The following is a 24,330-nucleotide window of genomic DNA, read 5'->3' as shown; positions in this document are numbered from 1 at the left end:
AATCATTTATCTAAAGAAAGGATAAAGACAAAAGAAACACAGCACAGTATTATGTTACTAGACATTAAAAATCTACAGGCGTCAGTTGAGGATAAGCAGATATTAAAAGGTATCAACCTGCAGGTAAACCCAGGAGAAGTACATGCAATTATGGGACCCAACGGCTCAGGCAAAAGCTCTCTTGCTTCTGTACTGGCGGGAAGGGAAAATTACGAAGTAACCGGTGGCGAAGTAAGCTTCGATGGTAAAGACCTTTTGGATATGTCGCCTGAAGACAGGGCAAGAGAAGGTTTGTTCCTGGCATTTCAATACCCTATTGAAATACCGGGTGTATCTAACATAAACTTTTTGCGCACGGCATTAAACGAAATAAGAGCGTACCATAATGAGCCGCCTATTGAAGCAAAAGAGTTTTTAAAGCTTACAAGAGAAAAACAAAAGCTGGTGGAGTTTGATGCAAAACTGACCAACCGTTCGTTGAACGAAGGCTTTTCAGGCGGTGAGAAAAAGAGAAACGAGATTTTCCAGCTGGCAATGCTCAATCCTAAGCTTTCTATTTTGGATGAAACGGATTCAGGACTGGATATTGACGCGCTGCGCATTGTATCAAACGGCGTAAATAAACTCCGCTCTGATAAAAACGCATTTATTGTGATTACGCACTACCAGCGTTTGCTGGAGTATATAGTTCCTGATTTTGTTCACGTATTGTATGATGGGAGAATAGTAAAATCCGGCACCAAAGAACTGGCGCTGGAGCTGGAAGAGAAAGGCTACGACTGGATTAAAGAACCTGTTACCACGGCCTCGGTTTGATGATTAAAGCATTACAATATTCACATGATTACTACAACATCACTATACGACCAGTTAACTTCTTTATACAAAGAAAAAAGAAACGATACGGAAAGTCCCTGGTTAACAGCCCTGCGCGAAGACGCGTTTAAAGCGTTTGCACGCAATGGTTTTCCTACAACAAAACAGGAAGACTGGCGCTTTACGAATATAGCCCCGTTTTTAAAAGACGATTTCCTGTTATCCCCAGGTGAAGCTTCCTTACTCAGCACAAAGAAAACCGCTAATATACCACATCTTGACGCGCATGAAATTGTGCTGAAGAACGGTATGCTGAATGAAGATGTTAATATTCCCGGTGTAACCATATCCCCACTCCGCACCGCGTTGAAAAATGATCGCTTTAAAGATTATTTGTCAAAGCATATCTCACTCAACGCCCAACCAATGGCAGCGTTGAATACCGCTATGTTTGAACATGGTATTGTGATTGAAGCAGATAAAAACAGCATTGTTGATAAGCCCATTCACATTACCCATATATATAATGCCGCTGAACCCGTTTTTGTACAACCCAGGCTGTTGATCATCGCTAACAAGGGCAGCAAATTACAGGTGGTGGAATCTTTACTGATCATTGGTGAAAGCCCGATTTTTATTAACAGCGTTACAGAATGTTATGTAGCTGAGAACGCGCAGGCAGATCACTATATACTGCAGACTACCCCGGGAAATGTACGCTGGATTAATTTTTACCAGGCTGTGCAAAAAGCCGACAGCCTGTTTAATAATTACACTTATACGTTACCGGGAGGTTTACTTTTCCGCAACAATCTTCATCTTGATTTGAACGGAACCAATACAGAAAGCCATTTATATGGTCTGTATCTTACCGGGCCAGGCCAGTTAACCGATAATCATACCTGCGTTAATCACCTTAACCCACATTGCTTCAGCAATGAATTGTATAAAGGTGTATTAATGAAAGATTCAAGAGCGGTATTTAACGGTAAAATATTTGTGCAGCAGGATGCGCAAAAAACCAACGCCTTCCAGCAAAACAATAATATGCTGCTGAGCAATAACGCCATTATTGATTCTAAGCCACAGTTGGAGATTTTTGCTGATGATGTAAAATGCAGTCATGGTTCAACCGTGGGCAATTTTAATAATGAAGCGCTATTTTATCTGAAAGCAAGAGGCATTGGTGAAGCAGCTGCAAGAAACTTATTGGTTAATGCATTCGCATTTGATGTTACCAATAAAATACAGATACCGGCCGTGCAGGAATATGTTGAAAAACTGATTACAAAAAAAATGGCTGAAGCGTATGACCAACAGTGATACCATAACCGACCAGGTGTTTGATGTAGAAAGTATCAGGAAAGACTTTCCTATACTTCAAACAAAAGTTTACGGTAAACCACTGATATACCTTGACAATGCCGCTACCACGCAAAAACCTTTGCAGGTTTTACAAACCCTTGAAAAATATTATACGGAGTATAACAGTAATGTACACCGTGGTGTACACCTCTTAAGCCAGCAGGCTACAGAAGCGTATGAAGCAGCGAGAAAAAAAATCGCCGCATTCATCAATGCTAAACATGACCATGAAGTAATTTTTACGAAAGGCACAACCAACAGCATTAACCTTGTTGCATATACCTACGGCAGAAAATTTTTAAAAGAAGGAGATGAAGTATTGATCTCCGCCATGGAGCATCACTCCAATATTGTGCCCTGGCAGATTATTTGTGAAGAAAAGAATGCAGTACTGAAAGTTATACCAATAGATGAAGCGGGTGAACTGCAAATGAATGAGTTTGACAAATTGCTTACACCTAAGGTAAAGATCGTTGCGGTTACCTATGTATCCAATAGTTTAGGTACAGTAAACCCTGTTAGAGAAATTATAGCGAAGGCACATGCGTTGAATATTCCTGTTTTACTGGATGGTGCGCAGGCGGTGCAGCATATGCCGCTTGATGTGCAGGAACTGGATGTTGATTTTCTTGCCTTCTCCGGTCATAAAATGTATGGTCCAACAGGGATTGGTATTTTATATGGTAAAGAAAAATGGCTGAACGATATGCCGCCTTACGAAGGTGGGGGCGACATGATAAGTCATGTAACTTTTGCCAAAACTACCTACAACGAATTACCTTTTAAGTTTGAAGCCGGCACGCCGGATATATCAGGTGCTATTGCATTAGGCTCCGCCGTTGATTATATACAACAGGCAGGCATACACGCTATTCAGCAATGGGAAGAAGAGCTGATAGCCTACGCATATGATAAGCTTGCGGCTATTCCTTCGCTCCGTTTTATTGGCGATGCCAGGCACAGGGCCGGCGCTATATCATTCCTTATCGGCAATATTCATCCTTTTGATACAGGAGAGATATTGGATAAACAATCCATCGCTGTAAGAACAGGTCACCATTGTACACAGCCGCTGATGGAGCTATTCCATATTCCCGGTACGGTAAGAGCCTCTTTTGCATGCTACAATACCAAAGCTGAAGTAGATGAACTGGTAAGGGCGATTGAGAAAGCCAAGCGAATGCTGGAATAAGTTTCTGGTTTCGGGTACTCCAACTACAGGCTTATAATTAACTTACGGCTGCTCATTGCTACAACCTGCAAAAAAGCTGACAGCTGATAGCTGAAAGCTAAAACCCCTAACTTTGCCTCTCAATATGACGATTAAAGAAGAACAGGATAACATCATAGAAGAATTCAGTTTTTTCAGCGACTGGGATGAAAAATATGAGCATATCATTCAAATGGGCAAAGACCTGCCATTGATTGACCCTAAATATAAAACAGACGAAAACCTCATCAGGGGTTGTCAGTCACGGGTATGGTTACATGCAGATTATAACAATGGTAAAATATATTTCACAGCAGATAGTGATGCCGTTATTACCAAAGGTTTGGTGGGCATGGTAGTAAGAGTGTTATCAGGACAAACACCCAGAGACATTGCCAACGCTGATATTTACTTTATTGATGAGATAGGTTTAAAAAGCCATCTGTCCATTACCCGTTCAAATGGGTTACTGAGTATGCTGAAACAGATGAAAATGTATGGGGTTGCGTACCAGGCGAAAGAAATATAACATTTGAAATTTCTGATTTGGGATTTTTGATTTTTGAACTACAATGGCTCAAAGTTGCATAAAGGATTTATTTACGACCTTTGCTTTCTCTGCGCTCTTTGCGTGAAACTTAAAACATGGAACCAGTACTAAGAGATAAAATAGAAGAAGTTTTAAAAACCGTACACGATCCGGAAATCCCCGTAAATATTTGGGAACTGGGGTTAGTATATAAGCTTGATGTTGACGAAGCAGCGGGCAAAGTAAAAATTACCATGACACTCACCGCACCTGCCTGCCCTGTCGCAGGAGATATTATTGCCGAAGTACAGCAAAAAGCCGAGTCTGTGGAAGGCGTAACCGATGTACATGTACACCTCACTTTTGATCCACCATGGACTAAAGACATGATGAGCGAAGAAGCAAAGCTGGAGTTAGGGTTTTTGTAGAAAAAACTTCAAATCCTAACCTTCCCAAAGGAAAGAAACGTCATGCACAATACTGCTTTGCAAAAAGTGATTATTAATGCAAACACTCTTCCGTTCTCAAATTCATTCCCGCATGCTCTCTCATTTTCAAATTATTCCTATTCCATCTTTTTAAATGTAAACAGATAATCAAAAGGCTTTACCACCAACCCGGCGTCTAATTCAACAGGCGTTGTTCTTGTAATTTTAATCAGCGCTGTATTATTATCTGTAAACCGCAATACTGCCGTTCCTCTTATTGATTTATTGCCGCCCCTGTCCATGATGGTATCTCCGGCTTTACCAACGCCTTCCTGGTCGTGTTTAAGAATAGAATATACCTGGCTGCCAAGGGCAATATCTTCAACCGCCAGTTTAATTTCTTGCTGCAAGACGCAGTTTTTACACCCTACAAAAGCATTAAAAATGCTCAGGTAAGCGGTATCTTTTGGTTTAAGGTAAAAGAAACGCAGGGCACTCCTGATATTAAATTTTTTATCACCAGCCGATTCAATTTTCAGGTAACCATCGGAAGAATGCGCTTTTAAATCCAGGCTCTTCAGTTGCCATTCCCCTTCGAGCGTATTAAAATCAATAACAGATGCTTTTACAGAGGATTTGCTGGATATATTACCAGCATCTGACGTTTTGTTGTTAGCTTCTGCCGGTATTATTTTTTTTGCAGCACGTGTGGTTGACGGTTCTGTTACGGCGATGGCACTATCAGCAATATGCTCTGTTTCCTCTTGTGACGCATTCTCTTCGCTTATGCTTTTACTATCACCGGCTAAGGTTTTACGGTTTGCAGTATTATACCAGAATACGGATACTATTATTACAATTACCGCTGCCGCTGCAAGCAGCCAGCCAGCATATTGCTGTAAGAAGGTTTTTCTCGGAGCTATTATTTGCGGCGTATCCACAAAAATGCTGGTCTCAGCACTTTGCAATTCCTGTATCAGCTTCTTTAACCCCCTATCATAATCCCTTGTAAAATCTACATGCTGTATACGTTGAATGCGGAAAGGTGTTTTGCTATCCACCACTATCAGTGGAATTACTTTTTTATTTTGTCCGAGTGCATAGTATACCTCATCCAGCACATTATTGGAAATAACAGATTTTTCCGTTTCAACAAACAAAAGGCAATCACAGGTTTCAAGCGCCTTTTCTACTTCAAGATCCCATTCAGTGCCGGCGCGAATATCCTGCTGGTCAATCCATACATTGAAGCCGAGTTCTTTCAAATCAGTAGCCAGCCGCAATGAAAAATCGCTGCCGTCCTGACGGGAATAACTGAAGAATATTTTTTTCAAAGGCATATCAGAATAATAGTTAGGGAAATATACGGCGTAATAATGAAAGATTGAAGAAAGAATGAGTATATACTCTTACAGCAGATATATTCAGCAAAATATTTAAGCCGCAATGTTTTGCTATTCAATGGAATTGTATACATTTATTCCCTTCAATCCTTATATATCTTCTTGCCTGAACCCTTAATTTAAAACCAGCATATTATTATTTGAACAGCATAAAAATTTTTTGAATGGATTTACCAGGCAGCGGATGACAGAATGTATTGCGAACAACAAATGAATTGTATTATGCAAATTTTTGCAGATAAAATAATCTCTATAAATGATAATCTGGCGTTATATGCCTGACAACAACTTCTTTATTTACTAATATGAATTTTATAAAATACTTAAACATGAAACCACCTGCCTTGTTTGTTACATTTATGTTATTCCTTACGAGTTGCGCCACTATTATTTCCGGATCCAAAAACACTGTTCATATCAGGACCGATCCTCCGGCAGCAAATATTTCCATTTTAGATCGGCATGGAAAGGAGGTATTTAATGGAAAAAGACAGGCGATTGTTCATTTAAAAGCGGGAGCTGGCTATTTCGTTCCGGCTAAATATACCGTAAAAATTAATGCACCTGGTTACCAGGAGAAAATCATTGAAATCAGGACGACTATAAATGGATAGTATTTCGCGAACATTTTTATTGGAGGAGCAGTTGGCATGCTTATCATTGATCCCGCAACCGGCGCAATGTGGAAATTGAAAGACGTTGCAATTGACGAAAAGCTTGATAAGCTGGAATCAACTACCAGTATAAAGCTTCAGATAACTGACATTCAGAATCTGCCAGAACGCCAAAGAGATGAATTGATCAGGGTACGTTAGAGTTTAGGGACTTGGTTGCGAAGCTGCTTCGCTCTTTGAACCGGCATAACATACCAACACTATTTACCGCTTCGGATAATTAAGCAATGCTATCATAAAAAAAACTTCGGCAAACACTTCTCTTTTTATACAATAAGCAATATCTTGTTTCTTACTTCCACTTGAATCAGCACCTTAATTGCTTCCTCCCACTTCATCCACTAAACCGGTAATAATGAAAAAAGCATTTAAAGTGCTTGGCTATGCATTATTAAGCATTGTCCTGATCATCTTCCTCCTGCTGGTATATGTAAAAACGGCACTCCCTAATGTTGGTGATGCAACTCAGCTTACCATCACGTATACTCCTGAAAAAATAGAGCGTGGAAAATACCTCGCTAATCATGTAACGGTTTGCACGGATTGCCATTCTACCCGCGACTGGTCAAGGTTTTCCGGGCCTTTGGTAGAAGGTACGCTGGGTAAAGGCGGAGAACGCTTTGATCAGCAGGCAGGTTTTCCGGGTGTTTTTTATTCAAAGAATATTACTCCTGCCGGTATCAGCCGGTATACTGACGGAGAACTTTTTCGCCTCATAACCACAGGTGTTACAAAAGAAGGCAGGGCTATGTTCCCGGTAATGCCTTACAGCCATTACGGACAAATGGATGCAGAAGATATTCAATGCATCATTGCCTATATCCGTTCGCTGTCACCCATTGAAAACGCAGTACCGGAATCTGTTGCCGATTTCCCGATGAATTTTATCATCAATACCATACCGGCTAAAGCCAATCTGCAAAAATTACCGCCTAAGACTGACCAGTTGGCTTATGGCAGGTATATGGCAAATGCAGCTTCCTGCATTGAGTGCCATACACCTGTGAAAAAAGGACAGATCATAGAAGCCCTTGCATTTGGCGGAGGTCGTGAATTTAATATGCCGGACGGTATGCTCCGCTCATCCAATATATCCCCAGATTCTGCCACAGGTATTGGTACATGGACAGAAGAAATATTTATAAATAAATTCAGGCTGTATGCAGACAGCAGCTACCAACTGCCTGTAGTAAAACCCGGCGAATTCAACACCATCATGCCCTGGAAAATGTACAGCGGCATGACGGAAGAAGACCTTAAAGCAATCTATCACTATTTAAAAACAGTAAAGCCTGTAAGCAACCAGGTAGAAAAATTTTCTGTACACTTACCTGCAAAATAAATTACTGCGATCTGCTCTGTTGAATATTAAGCACGGTCAATCAGTATAAAGCATCGCCACAACAGCAATAGTAATATTGCCTTCTGGCCGCTGCCTGTTTCAGACTTTGTCAAAGATTTTTAAACAGCCTGTTCTGATGTTTTTGCAGGGAAAAAATTTCCCAGCTCAAAATTTTCCTTCAGGAATTTTTTTCCCTTTTCTTTCAAAGCTGCTTTTTCTTCAGGAGACATTTTAGCAATGCGGTAAATACTGTATGCGGCTACTGCAGCTATCAATAAGCCTAATCCTTTCTTTTGCATATAACAAATGTTTTAAATGATGTATAATGTATAGAAGGATAAAAAATCCTGCCAGAAAATTTTAATTATATACTAAACATTCAGAAGTGGTTGCAGGTTTCAGGTATCTAAAATTCAAAACTGTTTCAAATTTGGAACCTGAACCTTACACCTTACGCCTTCAACCTTTAACCCTCCCCTCAAACATTCGTTTTTAATGTATCCTTCAAACCTGAGGTTGCCTTCTCTACTACTTTTTTCTTTGTCTTTTCTGTGCCGGGTGCTTCAGGAATTTGTATGATGAGTTTATAGTTACCTGGTTCCAGTACTTCAAAGGCTATTTGCCCATTGTTATTCACCGTAAGACTCGTAAAATCCTCACCGGGATTTTTACCCCCTTTTACTGCAATGCTGCCTGTTGACTGACCGGGCAAACTGAGCTGAAAACTATAATTCCCAGCTTCCAGGTTGTTCAACAATACTTCACCATTATTGCCAGATTGTAAGATGATATTATTGCCACCAGGATTCTTTCCACCCTTTACAACAATGCCGCCAATAGGACTGCCGGGCATAGCCAGTTTTTTAGGTTCATATATCGGGTTATTACCTCCTGTGCCATTTCCTTCATACAATGGGTTGTTAACTGCCATACCTTGTGCTACTTTTTCTCCAAAAGTTTTTCCCTGTGTTTGCCTGGTTGTGGTTGGAGTCATTGAGAGACGGTTTTGCATACTGCTGTCAGAACCGGTTTTATTGTCTGTGCCTGGATCGGTTAAAATCCTGTTGTCACGGTTGCTTCTTGTTGTATTAAAATCTGTGGCAGTGCTGATGCCCTGCGGAGTGTTATTCTCCTGGTTTGGCGATACTGCTTTGCCCGCTGCATACGATGAAGAAACAGCGCCGCCGGGTTTTGCCGGTGCTGTGGCTTTCTGTTTTTTACTGCTGCGTTCTTTATCAGGTGCATTTTTTATCCAGGTATAGCGCAGTCCCAGGTTGACAGACGCGGCCTGCCAACGGCTGCTGAATGTTGCTGCTTTTGTTTCCCCGTTCATAAACTGGTCATAGCTGTACATATTATCTTCTGCTGCTTTTCCTTCGGGCTTCCAGTAGGTAATGCTGTTCTGAACAGGTGGTCCAAAGGAAATCGCTCCGCCGGCAAATACAGAAAATTTTGTGGTAAGATAATAGTCGATTGTTATTTGCGGCTTTACAACAAAGCCGGATGTGGAATAACCGGCAGCGGTAATGAAAGGAATATTTCTACCCTCTTCACTTTGCTTAGGATTTGTAACCGCATCAGAAAGTATATAACCTTTTCTGTTCAACGATAAATATCCCAATAATACAGAAGGGGCAACAGACACTTTTCCTAAAGTCCATGTAAACCTGGGTCCCACCAGTACCTGGAATAAGCCGGCATAAGGTGTGCTTCCTTCGAAAGATGGACTGATCGTTCCGTTCTGCAAACGAAAAGCGTTGGTATAGGATGCCATGCCGCCATCTGCTTTATGTTGCGCATAGTTGATGTCGGCTTCAATACCTGCCGTAAAATAATTTGCTGCTTTTGTTTCAATGCTATGGGCGTCGCTGTAAAAGAATGGTATGTAAATGCCGGCTTCAATATTCCATCCATTGCGTATAAAAAGGCTGTCTTTCATATTGCCTGATGCAAATGAACTGCCCCCTGCCACAAAAACACTTATCTTATCTTTTACCGGTCTTTTCTCCGGATCTATGCGCTTATTATCCTGCGCATCAGAAATATAAGGAATAAGTGCAGATGCATATACGATGAATAACAAAAAGCCTTTTTTCATCTTTCAGGATTTTTAATGGTAAAAATTTAGACCAGGATTGAAACCGGTTCAGGTAAAACAAATAATAAAATTTATATACGTATGCTGGCTTACTGTTATTGTGCAAACAGGTAAAAACAGGTTGTAAAAGGCAAAGAAACCCGGGAGCAGCGTCCAACCGGCAATACTGCTGTGGCGTTTCCGGGATACTGATCAATCTCTTGAGGCAGGCTTAAAAGAAGAGGGTTCATATTGCTATGAACCCTCTGTTATTTGTAATTAAAGGCAATTACCAATTATAATGTAAGACTCCAGCCTTCGCTATACTGGCGTTTTACAAACTGGTTTGCTTCATCAAAGTTCGTGATCTTCATATTCTGCGCATCCCACAACAGTTTCTTGCGCCCGGTAAATTTATTTTTACCCCAGCCGCTTACATTTGGATCTGTATACAAAGCGCTCCTGATAGCAAGGTTACCCATCAATATACTTTCTGTAAACGGACCAGCATATTCAAATGGAGAGCTTGTTACGCCTTTGCCATAACCTTCCATACAAGCGTTTACCCATTGCAGGTAGTGACCTTCAGGCACACGTTTGATGGTTTCTTTAACAGCTTTAGCGCTATCATTTTTCGACAATGGTAATAGTCTTGGATTAGCGCCATAGCAATCCGCCAACAACTTACCTTTTGTGCCTATGAATAAAACACCACCATCCCAGTTTCCAAAATCTTCTTCAGGTTTTAATTCATCAGGACGTTTAGGTAATAAACCACCATCATACCAGGATACTTTCAGTGTTCCTTTTTTATCTTTTCTCGGGTATTCAAGATGTATGATTGAGGAAACAGGGCAACTGGCTATATTATTAGCTTCCTGGTTCATGCCCGTCCATTGATTAGCAATGCTGCATTCGGCAGAAGAAGGGAAATCAATCGGTAAAATGCGGTAAATAGGATCCATAATATGGCAGGCCATATCACCTAATGCGCCGGTACCATAATTCCACCAGCCTCTCCAGTTAAACGGCAGGTATGCAGGATTGTATTCTTCTCTTGGTGCAGTTCCCTGCCACAGGTTCCAGTCTAACTCGCTGGGCACAGGATAAGTACCTGTTGGCTTGGTAACACCTTGCGGCCATATCGGGCGGTTAGTCCATGCCTGTGCTTCAACAATATCACCAATTAAACCAGCATCATATAATTCTTTCATTCTTCTTACACCGTCTCCGGAACCACCCTGGTTACCCATTTGTGTTACAACCTTATATTTTTTTGCAGCCTGTGCAAGAATGCGGGCTTCATAAATATCGTGTGTAAGTGGCTTTTGTGTATACACATGTTTGCCCAGTTGCATAGCTGCTAATGTTGCAACGGCATGGGTATGGTCAGGAGTAGAAATAGAACATGCGTCTATATTATTTTTTTCTTTAGCCAGCATTTCCCTGAAATCTTTGTAATAATTGGCTTTAGGGAAATTTTGTCTTGATTTTACAGATTGACGATCATCCACATCGCATAGCGCTACTATATTTACTTTAGGACTTTCAGCAAATGATTTCAGATCACTTTCTCCTTTACCGCCGGCGCCTATACCGGCAATATTTAATTTATCACTGGGTGCTATATATCCTCTTCCCAGTACATGACGGGGAACTATAAAATAACCTGCTGCGGCAAGGGAAGCATTTTGCAGAAATTTTCTGCGGGAATTGTTTGTCTTTTGTTTGACTTTCTTACTCATCGTTATTGAAATTTTAGCATTAAGGTAAGTATATCTGTTTAAATAAGTTGTAAATAGATTGTAAAGCGACGATTGGCTGTCAGCGATCAGCAGTCAGCTATCTGCGGTCAGCCATGGGCTATTACTTTAATATAGCCGCATCTTCACTGCCGGAAAAGGAATAAGGATAGCATGACTCTTTGGTACAACGAACAGTATTGGGCTTAATACCCATTACCAGGTTAAAGTTACCCCCTTTCTGAATATCAAAATGACCGATCCAGTTTTGATCGAGGTTTTTACCATTCAGCTGGGCAGATTGTATGTACCTGGCCTGGTCACTGTTTTGAGGCGCATCAATAGTGAACTCTTTACCGTTTTCCAGTTTTATTACCGCTTTCTTAAATAACGGAGCTCCCAATACATACTGATCAGTGGCAGGACATACCGGGTAAAATCCCAGGGCAGAAAATACATACCACGCTGATGTCTGCCCGTTATCTTCATCACCACAATAGCCATCGGGTGTTGGTTTGTACATACGGTTCATGATCTCTCTTACCCAGTATTGGGTTTTCCAGGGCTCGCCGGCATAGTTATACAAATACGCCATATGCTGTATTGGCTGATTGCCATGCGCGTACTGCCCCATATTGGCTATCTGCATTTCCCTTATTTCATGAATAACAAAGCCATAATAACTATCATCAAAAACCGGGGGCATTATGAAAACAGAATCCAGCATTTTTACAAACTGTTCTCTACCGCCCATCAAATCAGAAAGTCCCTTAATATCGTGAAACACACTCCATGAATAGTGCCAGCTATTACCCTCTGTAAATGCATCGCCCCATTTAAACGGGTTGAATGGCTTTTCAAAACTGCCATCCTGGTTTTTGCCACGCATCAAATTTGTTTCCTTATCAAAAAGATTCCTGTAGTTCTGTGAACGCTTTGCATATAACTGTAATTCGTCTTTAGGACGATTAAGCGCCTTGCCTAATTGATAAATGGTAAAATCATCATACGCATATTCCAATGTTCTTGCAGCATTCTCATTAATCTTTACATCATAGGGTACATAACCGAGTTTGTTATAATACTCCACCCCTCTCCTGCCTGTGCCATTCGGACCTTCTGTATTTGCGCCATGCAGCAAGGCTTCATATAAAGTATTTATATCGTAATCTCTTAATCCTTTTATATAAGCGTCTGACACAACCGAAGCCGAATTATTACCTACCATTACAGCTCTCGCGCCGGGGCTGCTCCACTCCGGCAGAAAGCCGCTTTCTTTATATGCGTTCACCAATCCTGCCTGCATTTCTTTATTAATAGATGGATACACCAGGTTCAGGAAAGGATACAGCGCCCGGAAAGTATCCCAAAAACCTGTGCCGCCAAACATATAGCCCGGAAGCACTTTGCCATTGTGCGGACTATAATGTATTATATTACCGGATGCGTCTTTTTCATATAATTTGTTGGGGAAGAAAACAGTTCTGTACAGCGTAGAATAAAAAGTGCGTACCTGGTCAATAGTGCCGCCTTCAACAATGATCTTTCCAAGGGTTTCATTCCATATATCTCTCGCTTTTTTCCTGGTTACTTCAAAACTATTATCGCCAATTTCTTTCAGATTAAGTTCTGCCTGTTCGGGACTGATAAAAGACGAAGCCACTTTCGCATTTACCTGTTCGCCTTTTTTGAATATCTTAAATCCAACAACCGCCCCGGCATGTGCTGATTGCATTTCAAGTTTTGTAAGGTCAAGACTGTCGCCGCTGAAAATACCTGCATTGGCAAAAGGTTTATCAAAAACAATTACAAAATAATTTTTAAAATTTTCAGGTACACCTTTGCTGTTTCTTGTGGAATAACCCACTATTTTACGCTCGGCAGGGATCACCTTAACATAAGAACCTTTGTCAAAAGCATCAACCACAACATATGCTCCATCCGTTTGTGGAAATGTAAACCGGAAAGCAGCAGCTCTTTCTGTTGGTGTAATTTCTGTAGTCACATCATGATCTGCCAGGTACACACTGTAATAGTATGGTTTAACTTCTTCTGCTTTATGACTGAACCAGCTTTCTCTTTCTTCTTCTTTAATCCTCAGCTTACCTGTTACAGGCATTATGCTGAATTGACCGTAATCGTTCATCCACGGGGAGGGCTGGTGTGTTTGCTTAAAGCCTTTTATTTTATCCGCCGAATATTGATATTGCCAGCCATCGCCCATTTTGCCGGTTTGCGGCGTCCACATATTCATGCCCCAGGGCAATGCTATTGACGGGTATGTATTACCGTTAGAAAGACTGTGTTTTGAATCCGTCCCCATTAAAGGGTTAACCCAGTCAACAGGATCCGTGACTTTTGTTACCATTTGCGCGGACACATTTGCCGAGCAGCAAATCAGTAAGCCGGCGAATAGTTTTTTACAGGAGATCATTATAGCTTTTTTAGATTTAAAATATATTAACTGGTTTGATACGCCTTTATAACCAGCGCTTTATTTTGCAGGTGTAATAACTATATTCCTGTATTCAATAGGACCGTGATCACCCTGTATATAGATCGGACCAGGCTCTCCTTCATTGCTATCTAATGCGCCGCCGGTAATACCGGGGATTGGAACACGGCAAATAACGGTTTTACCATTCAGTACAACAGTAACAACCCTGCCCTCAAGCGTAATATCATAAGATTGCCATTCGCCGGCTTCTTTAGCAGCCATTTCGTTTGGCGTTATAAAACCGTATATAGCACTCAACAGATCTTTCTGCGGCACTTCTCCTTTACTATCCATTATCTGTACTTCATATCTTCCGCGCAGATAAATACCGCTATTGCTTCCTTTCGGACATCTAAATTCAATATGTAATTTAAAATCATTGAACTTTTGTTCTGTTATCAGGTTTGCGCCGGAGCGGGGGCTTGTTAAAATACCATTAATAACCTGCCATTGATTTTCCCTGCCTACAGCTTTCCAGCCCGCAAGGTCTTTTCCGTTAAACAGTTTAACGGGCTTTCCCCATACAGGCGCAGATGCTCTGAGCAATAATGGAGCACGCACACCTTTCCATTCATAGGTTTTACCATTTGCAGCTACCACAGTGCCTGTTAATACATCATCTTTCAATGTTGCTTCAAATACCACATCGTTTTCTTCTTCTTCCCATTGTGGTGGTATGGTAAAGCTCATTTTTCCATCCTTAAAATTAATTTTGGATACAGGTCTTGCGCTGCCTGTAATGCCTACATACTGGCCTACCAGCCATTTATTACCGGAGTGATATACTTCAAGCCAGGAAGGAGATGGTTTACCATCTACCATAATAGTTAAATCCCATTTACCCTGTATAGCCAGGTCGGCATTATTCGCCATTAACTGTAACAATGAGAACATGGCTGCAACCAATAATACAAGGCGGCGGCAAAGCTGATGCATTTTTTTCATGAAAATAATTTGGAATATAATATAATAGGAGCGAATGTACAAACAAAAACCTGAATAGCTCCGCCCTTAAGGGCGGAGCTATTCAGGTAAATATGTGTTTCTTTGCGATTAAAAACAACGTTACGATCATACTATGCGGCTTTTATTTCTTACGACAATATTATTAGTTTGCAGCGCACAGGCTCAAACAACTTCATTTGATATTCATACTATAAAACTGCCGGAAGCAATTGCTTATTATGACAACCAGTTTTCCGGGTTGCAGGTTTCCGGGAAAAAATTATACCTGCTTTCCGAATGCCGTATACAGGACAAAAGAGAAGCGGTTATATACACTATCCCTTTACATGAGCTTGACCGCGCCGTTAAAGACACTGGTTATCAGCCATCATTTGAAAAGATCATGATTTACGGGCTGGACACACTTGCTGCGATAATGAAACAGGCAAACCAGGATTATGAAGGACTGGAAGCATTTGTAATAAAAGATGATATGGTTTATCTTTCTGTTGAAACAAACACACCCTCTCCCCTCGCGTATATCTTAAAAGGCAGGCTGAAAGACAATACCATTTATTTAAGTACAACATTTTTACCTGTTGCAAAGCCGTTACAGCCAGATGGCAGCCATATATACAACGCGTCTTTTGAAAGCATGATGCTGTTCAGGAAAAAGCTGATGCTGTTTTTTGAGTATAATTCTTTTGCCGGTAACTTTGCTTATACAACCAATCCATCTTTATCAACAGCCGCTATAGATCCTATGCCAATGCAGGAACTGCCTTTCAGAATAACAGATATTACTCCTGCCGGTAAAAATAGTTTTACAGCGTTAAACGTATTTTACAAAGGAGAGGGCGGCGATACCATATACAGGGTTGCCGGCAAAGACAGCATTAACAATAAGCTCATTAAAAAAAATGGAGTATATGAAGATTATTCAAGATTAATAACATTACAATACAACAAAAAAGGCTTCACCTGGAAGCCCTTATGGGAATTTCCGGTTGAGTACCGGGGTTATAACTGGGAAGGTATAGCAAAGTATAAAAACGGTTATTTTGTGATTAACGATAAGTATACACGCAGGCGACCTTACCGTTCAACATTGCTGTATATCAGCCAAATAGATAACAAAAATTAGCAGTGAAGGCAAACGGCAGCATCGCACTTTTATCATCTCGCCCTCCATGTAAGAATACAACTTATAGCGCTTCAAATACCATTAGTTTTGTTCAGTATATTTTTTGAAATTATCCAATATCGCCTGCCAGCCGGCTCTTTGCATTTCAACCGGATTTTCAGTTTCCGCGTCAAAATTTTCCACCACTCTGGTGCTCGACCCATCAACAGAAAAATCAATTTTTACTTTTCTTCCATCTGCCATTGTATACTCAATATATTCAAGCGGTTTAACCACATCATATTCCCCACCAAAATCAAAACCGAAACTACCATCCTTGGCTTCCATCCGGGTTGTAAATTTTCCACCGGTGCGCAAATCATTGGCTGCTGAAGGCGCATGCCAGTCATCTGAAGCTGCACACCATTTTGTAATATGTTCAGGTGTGTTCCAGTATTGCCATACTTTTTCAATTGGAGCATTGATCGTGTTATCAACTGTTATCATCGCTTTTTGCATAATTGAAGGATTTTGTTTGTGTTTAAAATACAAATATCTTACACAGATCTATGATTGAAGGGGTGGAAAAATGACAAATAAAGGGTAATTTACGACTGCGCTTATTTTATTAATTTACATGTTTCAAGTCTTCTCACTTCTCCATATTTAAATTCTTTCAGGGGTTCTGAAAAGCAATATTTTTTTCCTGTAGTTATTTCAAAATAATCAAGTAACGCCTGAACAGGTTTACCCCAAAAAAGAACTTTATCTGAATAAGGTATATCTTTAATACTCTTCAGCCCATTTAAGTGTAATATTTTCATTCCCATCTCTTCGGGGAATTGCCAGGCTAACACTATATTATTAAGTGGGTATTTTGAAGGGACATCAAAAACAGAAAAATAATCAAAAGGAAATCCAAAATCTTGCACTAAAAACAGTGTAGATCTGTGCTTTGCAATTTCGTTAAATGCATTTTTAAATTGATTGTTCTTTTGCTCATTGTCCAAACTTACTTTACACAATCTTACACATCCCCAGAAAATTAAAAAAAGAATCAACAGTGTTTGGACCAATTTTCTTAATGGGCTTAAACCAGTCCAATCATTACTATTAGTCAAGAAAATCGAGAAGCAAATTACTGCTACAGCCCCAGGAATGATATAAGCTGGCAACTTCATGTTCAAAAGCAAGAAAACAATGCCTCCACATAATAACACAAAAGAAAGAAGCGAAACAACTTGCAATCGCTTATTGCGTACATAGATCAGAAAGAGTATGAAAGCAAAAAAATAGATCCTGTTATTAATCAACAGCCATTTGATTGAATTAAAATCAAAAAAACTGTCTGAAAAGGTGCTTTCAGCATTTAAATCAACATACATTTTGTTTAATTTTTCTAAGGAAAGAAAATTTGAATCAAAATGTATTGAATATTTAATAAGTTCAGCTTCTATTTTCCATTTTTGCACATTTACATTATATAAACCTTCCTTATTATAATACTTATAAAGCGATTGTTGGTATTGTTCTTTTCCAATCCATCCGGGAATATTTCTCTCATAATAATATTGATGCCAACGATTAAGCGAAAACACAATAGTTGTAGTAATTAAAGCAAGCCCAAATATTCTATAGAAATGAATATTCTTATTCAAAAAGAAAAAAGGGATAATAATCACTATAAAAGGAAACATCGTATGGATTCTGAATAAAGAGGCAAAAACAAACATTGCAATGCACAAAATATATTTCCGAATAGGAGCCTGCTCATGGATTATTGTTAATCCCAAAATTAAAGCAGCCCAGGTAAGAACAATAGAAGTATTTGAAAAGCTAAGATTAATTAGAAACTGACCTTCTACTACACAAAATATAGCTATATAAGCCAATACGCTTTTCCAGTATGATATTTGATTGGTTATTTGGACAAATATTATTGTTGTTGCTATAAAATGAAAAATTATAAGCAATAAGGTGTACCAGTTAATATTGGGTGCTAAAACAAATAGATATTTTACAGGTAATGTTAATATAGGATTAAGTGCATGATTATAGTTTACTATCTCAGTCGGAGCAAAGCCAAATCCACCAGATAGAAAGTACAGGCAAAAAACATCATCTCCGCTGCTATAAAGAGGTTTTAAAAAAAGAAAAAAAAGAAAAAAAAAGAAAGCGTTCAAAAAGCCACAAAGAACTATTCTATTTTTAACCAGAAAAATTAACATATAAAACAGTATCTTATTTAATATACAAATATTGATGTATCTTTTAGTATTGGTAATTGTTGTTGAAAATATTTATTTAATACTATCCTAAAGGTATTTATAGGGCTGATGCTGTCAAACAAAAGCTGGTAATTTCCATCTGAAAAATAAAATGAGCTTAAATTCATAAATTGAGCTTCACGAGATTCTTTTCGAGGCGTACTTCCCCGGTAACCATGATCACCTTCAATAATTACTATCCTGGGACGGTTACTCTCAGATTTTGACACAGCCATTATTTCTTTTATTAACTTATTAGTGAATAATATTTGCTCTGTATATCCATACCATGGAGTTAACTTATTAGAATCAGGCTTAAGAGGATTTCCATCACGGTCAAGACAAAAAGGTAAATGTGGAATAAGAAAATGAGCGTACATAAACCTCGGTGTATCATTAGATACTTTTAACGCATTAATCAAATCGGGAAATTTCTTCAAAATTGTTTCTTTATGCTTTTCTACTTCAAGTTTATATGCCCTTTCTTGGTTTTCAGGGCTTATTTTTTTTTTAAATAAAAAAATAAAATTCCATAGGATATCGTTTTTAATCCTTCCCAAAAGTGAATGGTTAAAAAGTACAGTCTGTTGCCATTCTTTTCCAAATTTTTGTGGTGCCAAACCATATTCAGGGAAAACGCCGTTGCTAATAATCTTGTAACCATTTAATTTAAAAAACTTCGGAAGAAAACTATTATGGAGTGTATGAAAGCCTTTTTGAAATCCTTTTGCACCAATCTTAAGGTTTCCGTGAATTTCATTGAGATACTGTAAATTAAAGGTACTTGATACAGACAATGGCGTAGAATTATAATTACTCCTTGAATTTTTTGCCACATAAAATCCATTACTCTTCAGCATTGAATCTAATGCGTAGTTATTAAACCCAAAATATTTTTCAAGGCTCAGGCTGCTCGCATATTCATCAAATACAATAAAAAAAATATCGGGCTTTAAAGAATCCGCTATTATCTCATGCTTTACGGGTAACGGAGGATTCTGTGCTGCCAGGTCGTTAATATCTGTACGTGAAAATGCTTTGCCGGCAATCTGAATTACATCAAGCGATATAATCAATATTAATAACAGGTTAAGAAAAAAAGTAGCCCTGGTTAAATATTTTGTTCTTTTTACTGCAAAAAATAAGATAACAAGCAATATAAAAAACAATGGTAGCAGAAAAGAATAAGATGTAAAAAAACGGGGAATACTCAAACTTTTGATATAATCATGAAATACTCCCCAGAAAAAGAAAACGGCAAGAAGTATAGTTGAAAACAGCGCTGCTTTTATATTGGATTTTAACAACGCTCTTCCAATTCCAAACAAAACAATGCTCAAAAGCAGATAGTAGCCCAAATATTGAAAAACTATTCCGGCACTCATCAAACCATAATACTCATTTAAAACATGAAGTATAAAAAAAAACGGAAGTAAAAAGGGGTGGAATGGAGCAGTTTTAATTTTTTTCAACATAACAGGCTATTTCTTTTGCATTAAGTAAATAACTCTTGACGATGATTTGATTACTTCTTTTTTTAGAATATTGAATTCCTCTGAAAAAGAAGTTTCAAAATGTTGCTGGTTATATTCATCAAAAATATCTGCCCGCCTCTCAAGCATTTCTGCTACTTTGGGATCTTCTTCAGGTACAAATTCTATTAACAGCAGGTTGGTGATATGCTTAAAGATATCCACCACCTGCTTCATCCGGATATTACTGCCAATAACCAGATGATGTATAACCGCCAACGCCATAACCAGGTCAGCATTTAACCTTGATATAAAACCTGCTCTTTCCACATTAGCCCAGCCTATAGCCGGAGTAGGATTTGTTATATCAACCCACAGGGGTAAGATGTTTTCCCTTCGCCCGGTTTTACATTTTTTATACAGTTCATCTATACAAAGTTCATCGGTATCAACAGCTATTACATTTTTGTATCTTCTGGACGCATCAACAGCAAAGGCGCCTGTATTTGTTCCTATATCAATAGCAATATTTCCTTGCAGCTCATTCAGCCATTTTGTTACAAGAATAGATTTTGCCTGTAAATAATCATTACTCAAAATGGTTTCTTCATAATAATTATTCCATACTGAATATAGTCTGCGCGGTTTGAGGGTACGAATAAGCGATTGCAAATCATCTACAATATTGAGCATCTTTTGCTTTGAAAAAGAGGTGTGCCTGGCTGATGAAGCATTTTTTTTCCTGGTACTGATATTACTGGGCAAAAAAATATGCAAAAACAACGACAACCTGAAACGGCTTTTAAAAGGTAACAGTTTAGCCGCAAATGATGTTGGTAACCCATCAGGATTTAACTGTAATTGCCTGATAAAATCTGTTGATTTGTACGAAGAAAGGACAAGCGGCACAATAAAGCACTCTATAAATTGCCTGTACGCCACCCATGGTTCTGCATCATTGTATTTTTCAAAAGAAAGTGTATCAATAAAAATTGGCTTACCATTTACGAACTGCACATTAAAAGGAGTTGCATCTTTTAATACCATTCCGTGCTTTAACGATATTTGTAAAATATCAAGTGTTAGTAAAGCTGCATCTTTTAGCTGGTCAAAGCACCATTCATATGGATATGAAATAAACTGAATTTGTTCGGGTAGTAATGTAACATACCAGTCATTACTGCCTGTTAAATTCTGCTGTAATGCCTGATGAGCAATAAGCTTACCTCCCTTTAACAATTCGTCATATAAACCGGAGGAAAGCAAAAGATCATAATCATCAGCATAATGCTTATTAACCTGCCGATAAAGTTTTCCTTCATATTCAAATACAAAACCTGAAGGATCCCTGAACGAAGAAGGATGTTTTTTTAAATTATTCATTGATTTTCTCTTCTTTGTCAGAAACGTTCTTTTTTCCACCAAAGAATGATTTTACCCAGGCAACAAAAGTTTTAAAATAAAAGGCAACACCGAGCACAGCAGCCGCAATTACCTGCACAAGATAGCTTCCGCTTCCCGGATCAATGTATAACAAGTTGTTCAGCATATTTAAAGATAACTCAATTTTGTTTTGGGCGATAATGCCAGCACCGTTTCATACATCAGCTTAATGGTATTTTCCACGTCGTTTTTGTGCAGCATTTCAACGGTTGTATGCATATACCGCAGGGGAATAGAAATTAATACTGACGGGCAACCATCATTGGCATAAGCAAAAGAATCGGTATCAGTACCTGTGCTGCGGCTCAATGTTCTTAACTGTACAGGTATTTTATTTTCTGCCGCAACATCCTGTACTACCTGCAACAGTTTGTTATGCACTGCCGGCGCATATGCAAGAGAAGGACCTTTGCCGCAGGCTATATCACCTTCAATTATTTTATTGATCATTGGCGTGGTAGTATCATGCGTAACATCCGTAATGATGGCAACATCAGGTTTAATCCGCCTCGCTATCATTTCAGCCCCACGTAAACCAATTTCCTCCTGCACGGCATTTACCACATACAACCCGAAAGGAAGCTTCTTCTTATTTTCCTTAAGTAAACGGGCTACTTCAGCAATCATAAACCCGCCGATACGGTTATCCATTGCCCGGCCGATATAATACCCGTATGCCAGTTCGTCAAACCCTTCTTCATAAGTAACCACAGCACCAATATGAATACCAAGGTCTTCTACTTCCTTTTTGCTTCTTGCACCCGTATCTAAAAACAGGTTTTCTACTTTAGGTTGTGTTTCTTTTTCACCACCACCTATACGTGTATGTATAGCAGGCCAACCGAAAACAGCTTTTACCGCGCCTTTTTTTCCATGAATGATCACACGCTTTGCAGGCGCTATCTGGTGGTCTACTCCCCCATTGCGCTTCAGGTAAATCAAGCCGTCATTGGTAATATAATTTACAAACCAGCTTATTTCGTCTGCATGAGCTTCTATAACTACTTTAAATGGTTCATCAGGATTTATTATACCAACCGCAGTGCCATAAGGGTCAACAAAGCTGCTGTCGATATAAGGTTTGATATAATCAAGCCATATTTTTTGCCCGCTGCTTTCAAAGCCAACAGGAGAAGGATTGTTGAGATAATTTTTTAGGAAAGTATAGGAGCTGTCTTTTAAAATTGATTTTTGTTTTTCTTTAGATTTTTTAGCCATGTATATAATGAATTATGGCTTCAAATGTAAGAAACCCGGACAAAATAATGTGGAAATGTGAAAATGTGGAAATGAATTTGAAAATGAAAGGACACCAGGCACTGCAAAGCCGGAGCATTGATGATGACATGGCCGCTTACGGCTGCTTCTCAATCTTAATAACAGGAGAAGTAACAGTATCACTCACATTACCTGCCTGGTCTTTAAACCAGAATTTAAAAGTGGCATCCTCAAGTGTATCTAAAGGATCGCAGGCAATTCTGTTGAGCAACAAATCTGAAATAGTTATAACAATCGCTCCTTTTTGATTAGCGCTCAACGGCACATCAGCTGGCAGGGTATAACTGCTATCCAGGTAAGTAGGATCTTTGGTATTATCTGCACAGGGAGCAGAAGAAGACAATTTCTGAAGATAAATAGGAACTCCGGCAATATCACCTTCTGCGTCTGTATATTCTAAGGTAAACTGAACACCATAATTACCGTCAAGAGGTACGTAATCGCCACTTGTTTCTTTCAGTTTAAGCGAAGGTTTACTATTGAATGTATCTTTGCTGCAGGAAACTACTATTACTATCAACAAAATGATTGCTATCCTTATTTTCATAACACCGTATTCAGTAAACAAATGTAAATATTCCGGTTGAATAAAATTTCATCATATAACGACATTGCAAAGGGTTTATTTGATTTTAACATTTCGGCATTTGAGACCGTTGCGCTGGATGTTTTCCGCTTCCAGTATGAAAACAACAGCATTTACAGGCAGTTTGTTTCGCTTACCAGCAGTAACCCTGAACAAATCAATACCATCAGCGATATTCCGTTTCTGCCCATACAGTTTTTTAAAACCCATGAAATCAAAACTACCGCGTTCAGCTACGAACTGCTTTTTGAAAGCAGCGGTACCACACAAACCACACCCAGCAGGCATTATGTAAAAGATGCCGGTATATATACGCAAAGCTTCAGCAAAGGGTTTGCACAGTTTTATGGAGATCCTTCCGGATACTGTATTATAGGATTACTTCCCTCCTACCTGGAAAGACAACATTCATCGCTGGTGGTGATGGTGGATGAATTGATAAAGCAGTCCGGTCACCCGCAAAGTGGTTTTTATTTATACGAACAACAAAAGCTCGCTGATACACTGGTTGACCTGGAAAACAACAAACAAAAAACATTGCTTATAGGCGTAACCTTTGCCTTGCTGGATTTTGCGGAAGCATTTCCTATCCCTTTAAAAAATACTATCATAATGGAAACCGGCGGCATGAAAGGCCGGAGAACAGAAATGACAAGGGCGGAAGTACACGATGAATTGAAAAATGCTTTTACAGTCAGTCATATTCATTCCGAATATGGAATGACAGAACTGCTTTCGCAGGCATATTCAAAAGGTGAAGGCATTTTTTATTGTCCGCCATGGATGAAAATATTTATAAGGGATGAAGAAGATCCGATGCATATGCCTGCCCCTTCTGCCGCTAAAACCCGTGGCGCTGTTAATGTTATTGATCTTGCCAATATATACTCCTGCAGTTTTATTGCTACAGAAGATGCGGGCTTATTATATAGTGATGGCGGCTTTGAAGTATTGGGCAGAATAGATAACAGCGATATACGTGGCTGCAGCCTGATGGCGATGTGAAATTGTCATGTCCTGAAAAAAGTAGACACTATTACTACTATTACCCTTTTTCTTTTTTTTGTTACTTTTTTTCTTTTTACAATCCACATTTTAATTGTGGATTATTATAAACTTATTTGATTTACAGC

23 protein-coding genes are annotated in these 24,330 nt (G+C 39.2%); 10 read left to right on the top strand and 13 right to left on the bottom strand.

Going from position 1 to position 24,330, the window contains the following annotated elements; genetic code table 11:
* The first annotated feature begins 51 nt into the window (after positions 1 to 51).
* The 5 genes from sufC (at position 52) to DC498_RS19210 (ending at position 4,348) form a co-directional block, all read left to right on the top strand.
* Positions 52 to 816, top strand: coding sequence for a Fe-S cluster assembly ATPase SufC (gene sufC, locus DC498_RS19230; RefSeq protein ID WP_116875785.1), 765 nt, complete (start codon positions 52 to 54; stop codon positions 814 to 816).
* 24 nt (positions 817 to 840) lie between these two features.
* Positions 841 to 2,139 (top strand): Fe-S cluster assembly protein SufD, encoded by a 1,299-nt coding sequence (sufD, locus tag DC498_RS19225; protein ID WP_116875784.1) that lies wholly within the window; start codon positions 841 to 843, stop codon positions 2,137 to 2,139.
* Positions 2,126 to 3,373 (top strand): aminotransferase class V-fold PLP-dependent enzyme, encoded by a 1,248-nt coding sequence (locus DC498_RS19220; protein ID WP_116875783.1) that lies wholly within the window; start codon positions 2,126 to 2,128, stop codon positions 3,371 to 3,373. Before sufD ends, DC498_RS19220 begins: the two co-directional genes overlap by 14 nt.
* A gap of 124 nt (positions 3,374 to 3,497) precedes the next feature.
* Positions 3,498 to 3,920, top strand: a complete 423-nt coding sequence (locus tag DC498_RS19215; protein ID WP_116875782.1) for a SufE family protein — start codon at positions 3,498 to 3,500, stop codon at positions 3,918 to 3,920.
* Positions 3,921 to 4,036: 116 nt separating this feature from the next.
* Positions 4,037 to 4,348 (top strand): iron-sulfur cluster assembly protein, encoded by a 312-nt coding sequence (locus DC498_RS19210; protein ID WP_116875781.1) that lies wholly within the window; start codon positions 4,037 to 4,039, stop codon positions 4,346 to 4,348.
* A gap of 137 nt (positions 4,349 to 4,485) precedes the next feature.
* Here DC498_RS19210 and DC498_RS19205 read toward each other — a convergent pair whose 3' ends face one another.
* On the bottom strand, positions 4,486 to 5,688 hold the full coding sequence (locus DC498_RS19205; RefSeq protein ID WP_116875780.1) for a toll/interleukin-1 receptor domain-containing protein: 1,203 nt from the start codon (positions 5,686 to 5,688) through the stop codon (positions 4,486 to 4,488).
* A 392-nt stretch (positions 5,689 to 6,080) separates the two neighbouring features.
* Between DC498_RS19205 and DC498_RS19200 the strand changes: the two genes are divergently transcribed.
* The 3 genes from DC498_RS19200 (at position 6,081) to DC498_RS19195 (ending at position 7,767) form a co-directional block, all read left to right on the top strand.
* The gene (locus DC498_RS19200; protein ID WP_133176908.1) at positions 6,081 to 6,365 is read left to right on the top strand and encodes a hypothetical protein; all 285 of its coding nucleotides are present in this window, start codon (positions 6,081 to 6,083) and stop codon (positions 6,363 to 6,365) included.
* Positions 6,366 to 6,401: 36 nt separating this feature from the next.
* Positions 6,402 to 6,566, top strand: coding sequence for a hypothetical protein (locus tag DC498_RS26235; protein ID WP_165813901.1), 165 nt, complete (start codon positions 6,402 to 6,404; stop codon positions 6,564 to 6,566).
* 214 nt (positions 6,567 to 6,780) lie between these two features.
* Complete coding sequence (locus DC498_RS19195) at positions 6,781 to 7,767, top strand: c-type cytochrome (RefSeq protein WP_116875778.1); 987 nt, start codon at positions 6,781 to 6,783, stop codon at positions 7,765 to 7,767.
* Positions 7,768 to 7,886: 119 nt separating this feature from the next.
* On the opposite strand, the gene DC498_RS19190 is transcribed toward DC498_RS19195, so the two are convergent.
* The 5 genes from DC498_RS19190 to DC498_RS19170 form a co-directional block, all read right to left on the bottom strand.
* Complete coding sequence (locus DC498_RS19190) at positions 7,887 to 8,066, bottom strand: hypothetical protein (RefSeq protein WP_116875777.1); 180 nt, start codon at positions 8,064 to 8,066, stop codon at positions 7,887 to 7,889.
* A gap of 179 nt (positions 8,067 to 8,245) precedes the next feature.
* On the bottom strand, positions 8,246 to 9,865 hold the full coding sequence (locus tag DC498_RS19185) for a hypothetical protein (RefSeq protein ID WP_116875776.1): 1,620 nt from the start codon (positions 9,863 to 9,865) through the stop codon (positions 8,246 to 8,248).
* 275 nt (positions 9,866 to 10,140) lie between these two features.
* Complete coding sequence (locus DC498_RS19180) at positions 10,141 to 11,589, bottom strand: Gfo/Idh/MocA family protein (protein WP_116875775.1); 1,449 nt, start codon at positions 11,587 to 11,589, stop codon at positions 10,141 to 10,143.
* A gap of 121 nt (positions 11,590 to 11,710) precedes the next feature.
* A complete protein-coding gene (locus tag DC498_RS19175) occupies positions 11,711 to 14,020 on the bottom strand; it encodes a GH92 family glycosyl hydrolase (protein ID WP_116875774.1) in 2,310 nt (769 codons plus the stop codon).
* 60 nt (positions 14,021 to 14,080) lie between these two features.
* Positions 14,081 to 15,028 (bottom strand): 3-keto-disaccharide hydrolase, encoded by a 948-nt coding sequence (locus tag DC498_RS19170; protein ID WP_116875773.1) that lies wholly within the window; start codon positions 15,026 to 15,028, stop codon positions 14,081 to 14,083.
* Between the two features lie 133 nt (positions 15,029 to 15,161).
* Between DC498_RS19170 and DC498_RS19165 the strand changes: the two genes are divergently transcribed.
* Positions 15,162 to 16,172 carry a hypothetical protein gene (locus DC498_RS19165; protein ID WP_116875772.1) on the top strand — a complete coding sequence of 337 codons (1,011 nt, stop codon included), beginning with the start codon at positions 15,162 to 15,164 and terminating at the stop codon, positions 16,170 to 16,172.
* Positions 16,173 to 16,253: 81 nt separating this feature from the next.
* Here the strand turns inward: DC498_RS19165 and DC498_RS19160 are convergent, their stop codons facing one another.
* The 7 genes from DC498_RS19160 to DC498_RS19135 all read right to left on the bottom strand — a co-directional run bounded on the left by DC498_RS19160 (position 16,254) and on the right by DC498_RS19135 (position 23,158).
* Positions 16,254 to 16,670: an SRPBCC family protein gene (locus DC498_RS19160; protein ID WP_116875846.1), complete on the bottom strand. Its 417-nt coding sequence runs from the start codon at positions 16,668 to 16,670 to the stop codon at positions 16,254 to 16,256.
* Positions 16,671 to 16,771: 101 nt separating this feature from the next.
* A complete protein-coding gene (locus DC498_RS19155; RefSeq protein ID WP_116875771.1) occupies positions 16,772 to 18,379 on the bottom strand; it encodes a hypothetical protein in 1,608 nt (535 codons plus the stop codon).
* 17 nt (positions 18,380 to 18,396) lie between these two features.
* Positions 18,397 to 19,890, bottom strand: a complete 1,494-nt coding sequence (locus DC498_RS19150) for a sulfatase-like hydrolase/transferase (RefSeq protein ID WP_133176907.1) — start codon at positions 19,888 to 19,890, stop codon at positions 18,397 to 18,399.
* A gap of 9 nt (positions 19,891 to 19,899) precedes the next feature.
* Complete coding sequence (locus tag DC498_RS19145) at positions 19,900 to 21,273, bottom strand: SAM-dependent methyltransferase (RefSeq protein ID WP_116875769.1); 1,374 nt, start codon at positions 21,271 to 21,273, stop codon at positions 19,900 to 19,902.
* The gene (locus DC498_RS26230) at positions 21,266 to 21,439 is read right to left on the bottom strand and encodes a hypothetical protein (RefSeq protein WP_165813900.1); all 174 of its coding nucleotides are present in this window, start codon (positions 21,437 to 21,439) and stop codon (positions 21,266 to 21,268) included. The genes DC498_RS19145 and DC498_RS26230 overlap by 8 nt, the downstream gene beginning before the upstream one ends.
* Before the next feature lie 2 nt (positions 21,440 to 21,441).
* Positions 21,442 to 22,551: a M42 family metallopeptidase gene (locus DC498_RS19140; RefSeq protein WP_116875768.1), complete on the bottom strand. Its 1,110-nt coding sequence runs from the start codon at positions 22,549 to 22,551 to the stop codon at positions 21,442 to 21,444.
* Positions 22,552 to 22,687: 136 nt separating this feature from the next.
* A complete protein-coding gene (locus DC498_RS19135) occupies positions 22,688 to 23,158 on the bottom strand; it encodes a hypothetical protein (protein WP_116875767.1) in 471 nt (156 codons plus the stop codon).
* Positions 23,159 to 23,194: 36 nt separating this feature from the next.
* Here DC498_RS19135 and DC498_RS19130 point away from each other — a divergent pair, with 36 nt between their 5' ends.
* Positions 23,195 to 24,202: a LuxE/PaaK family acyltransferase gene (locus tag DC498_RS19130; RefSeq protein ID WP_240628051.1), complete on the top strand. Its 1,008-nt coding sequence runs from the start codon at positions 23,195 to 23,197 to the stop codon at positions 24,200 to 24,202.
* Positions 24,203 to 24,330: the final 128 nt, after the last annotated feature.

Origin of the sequence: Terrimonas sp., from assembly GCF_003075435.1 — a bacterium.
Taxonomy (GTDB): Bacteria; Bacteroidota; Bacteroidia; order Chitinophagales; family Chitinophagaceae; genus Agriterribacter.
This window is presented reverse-complemented; position numbering and strand designations above follow the sequence as displayed.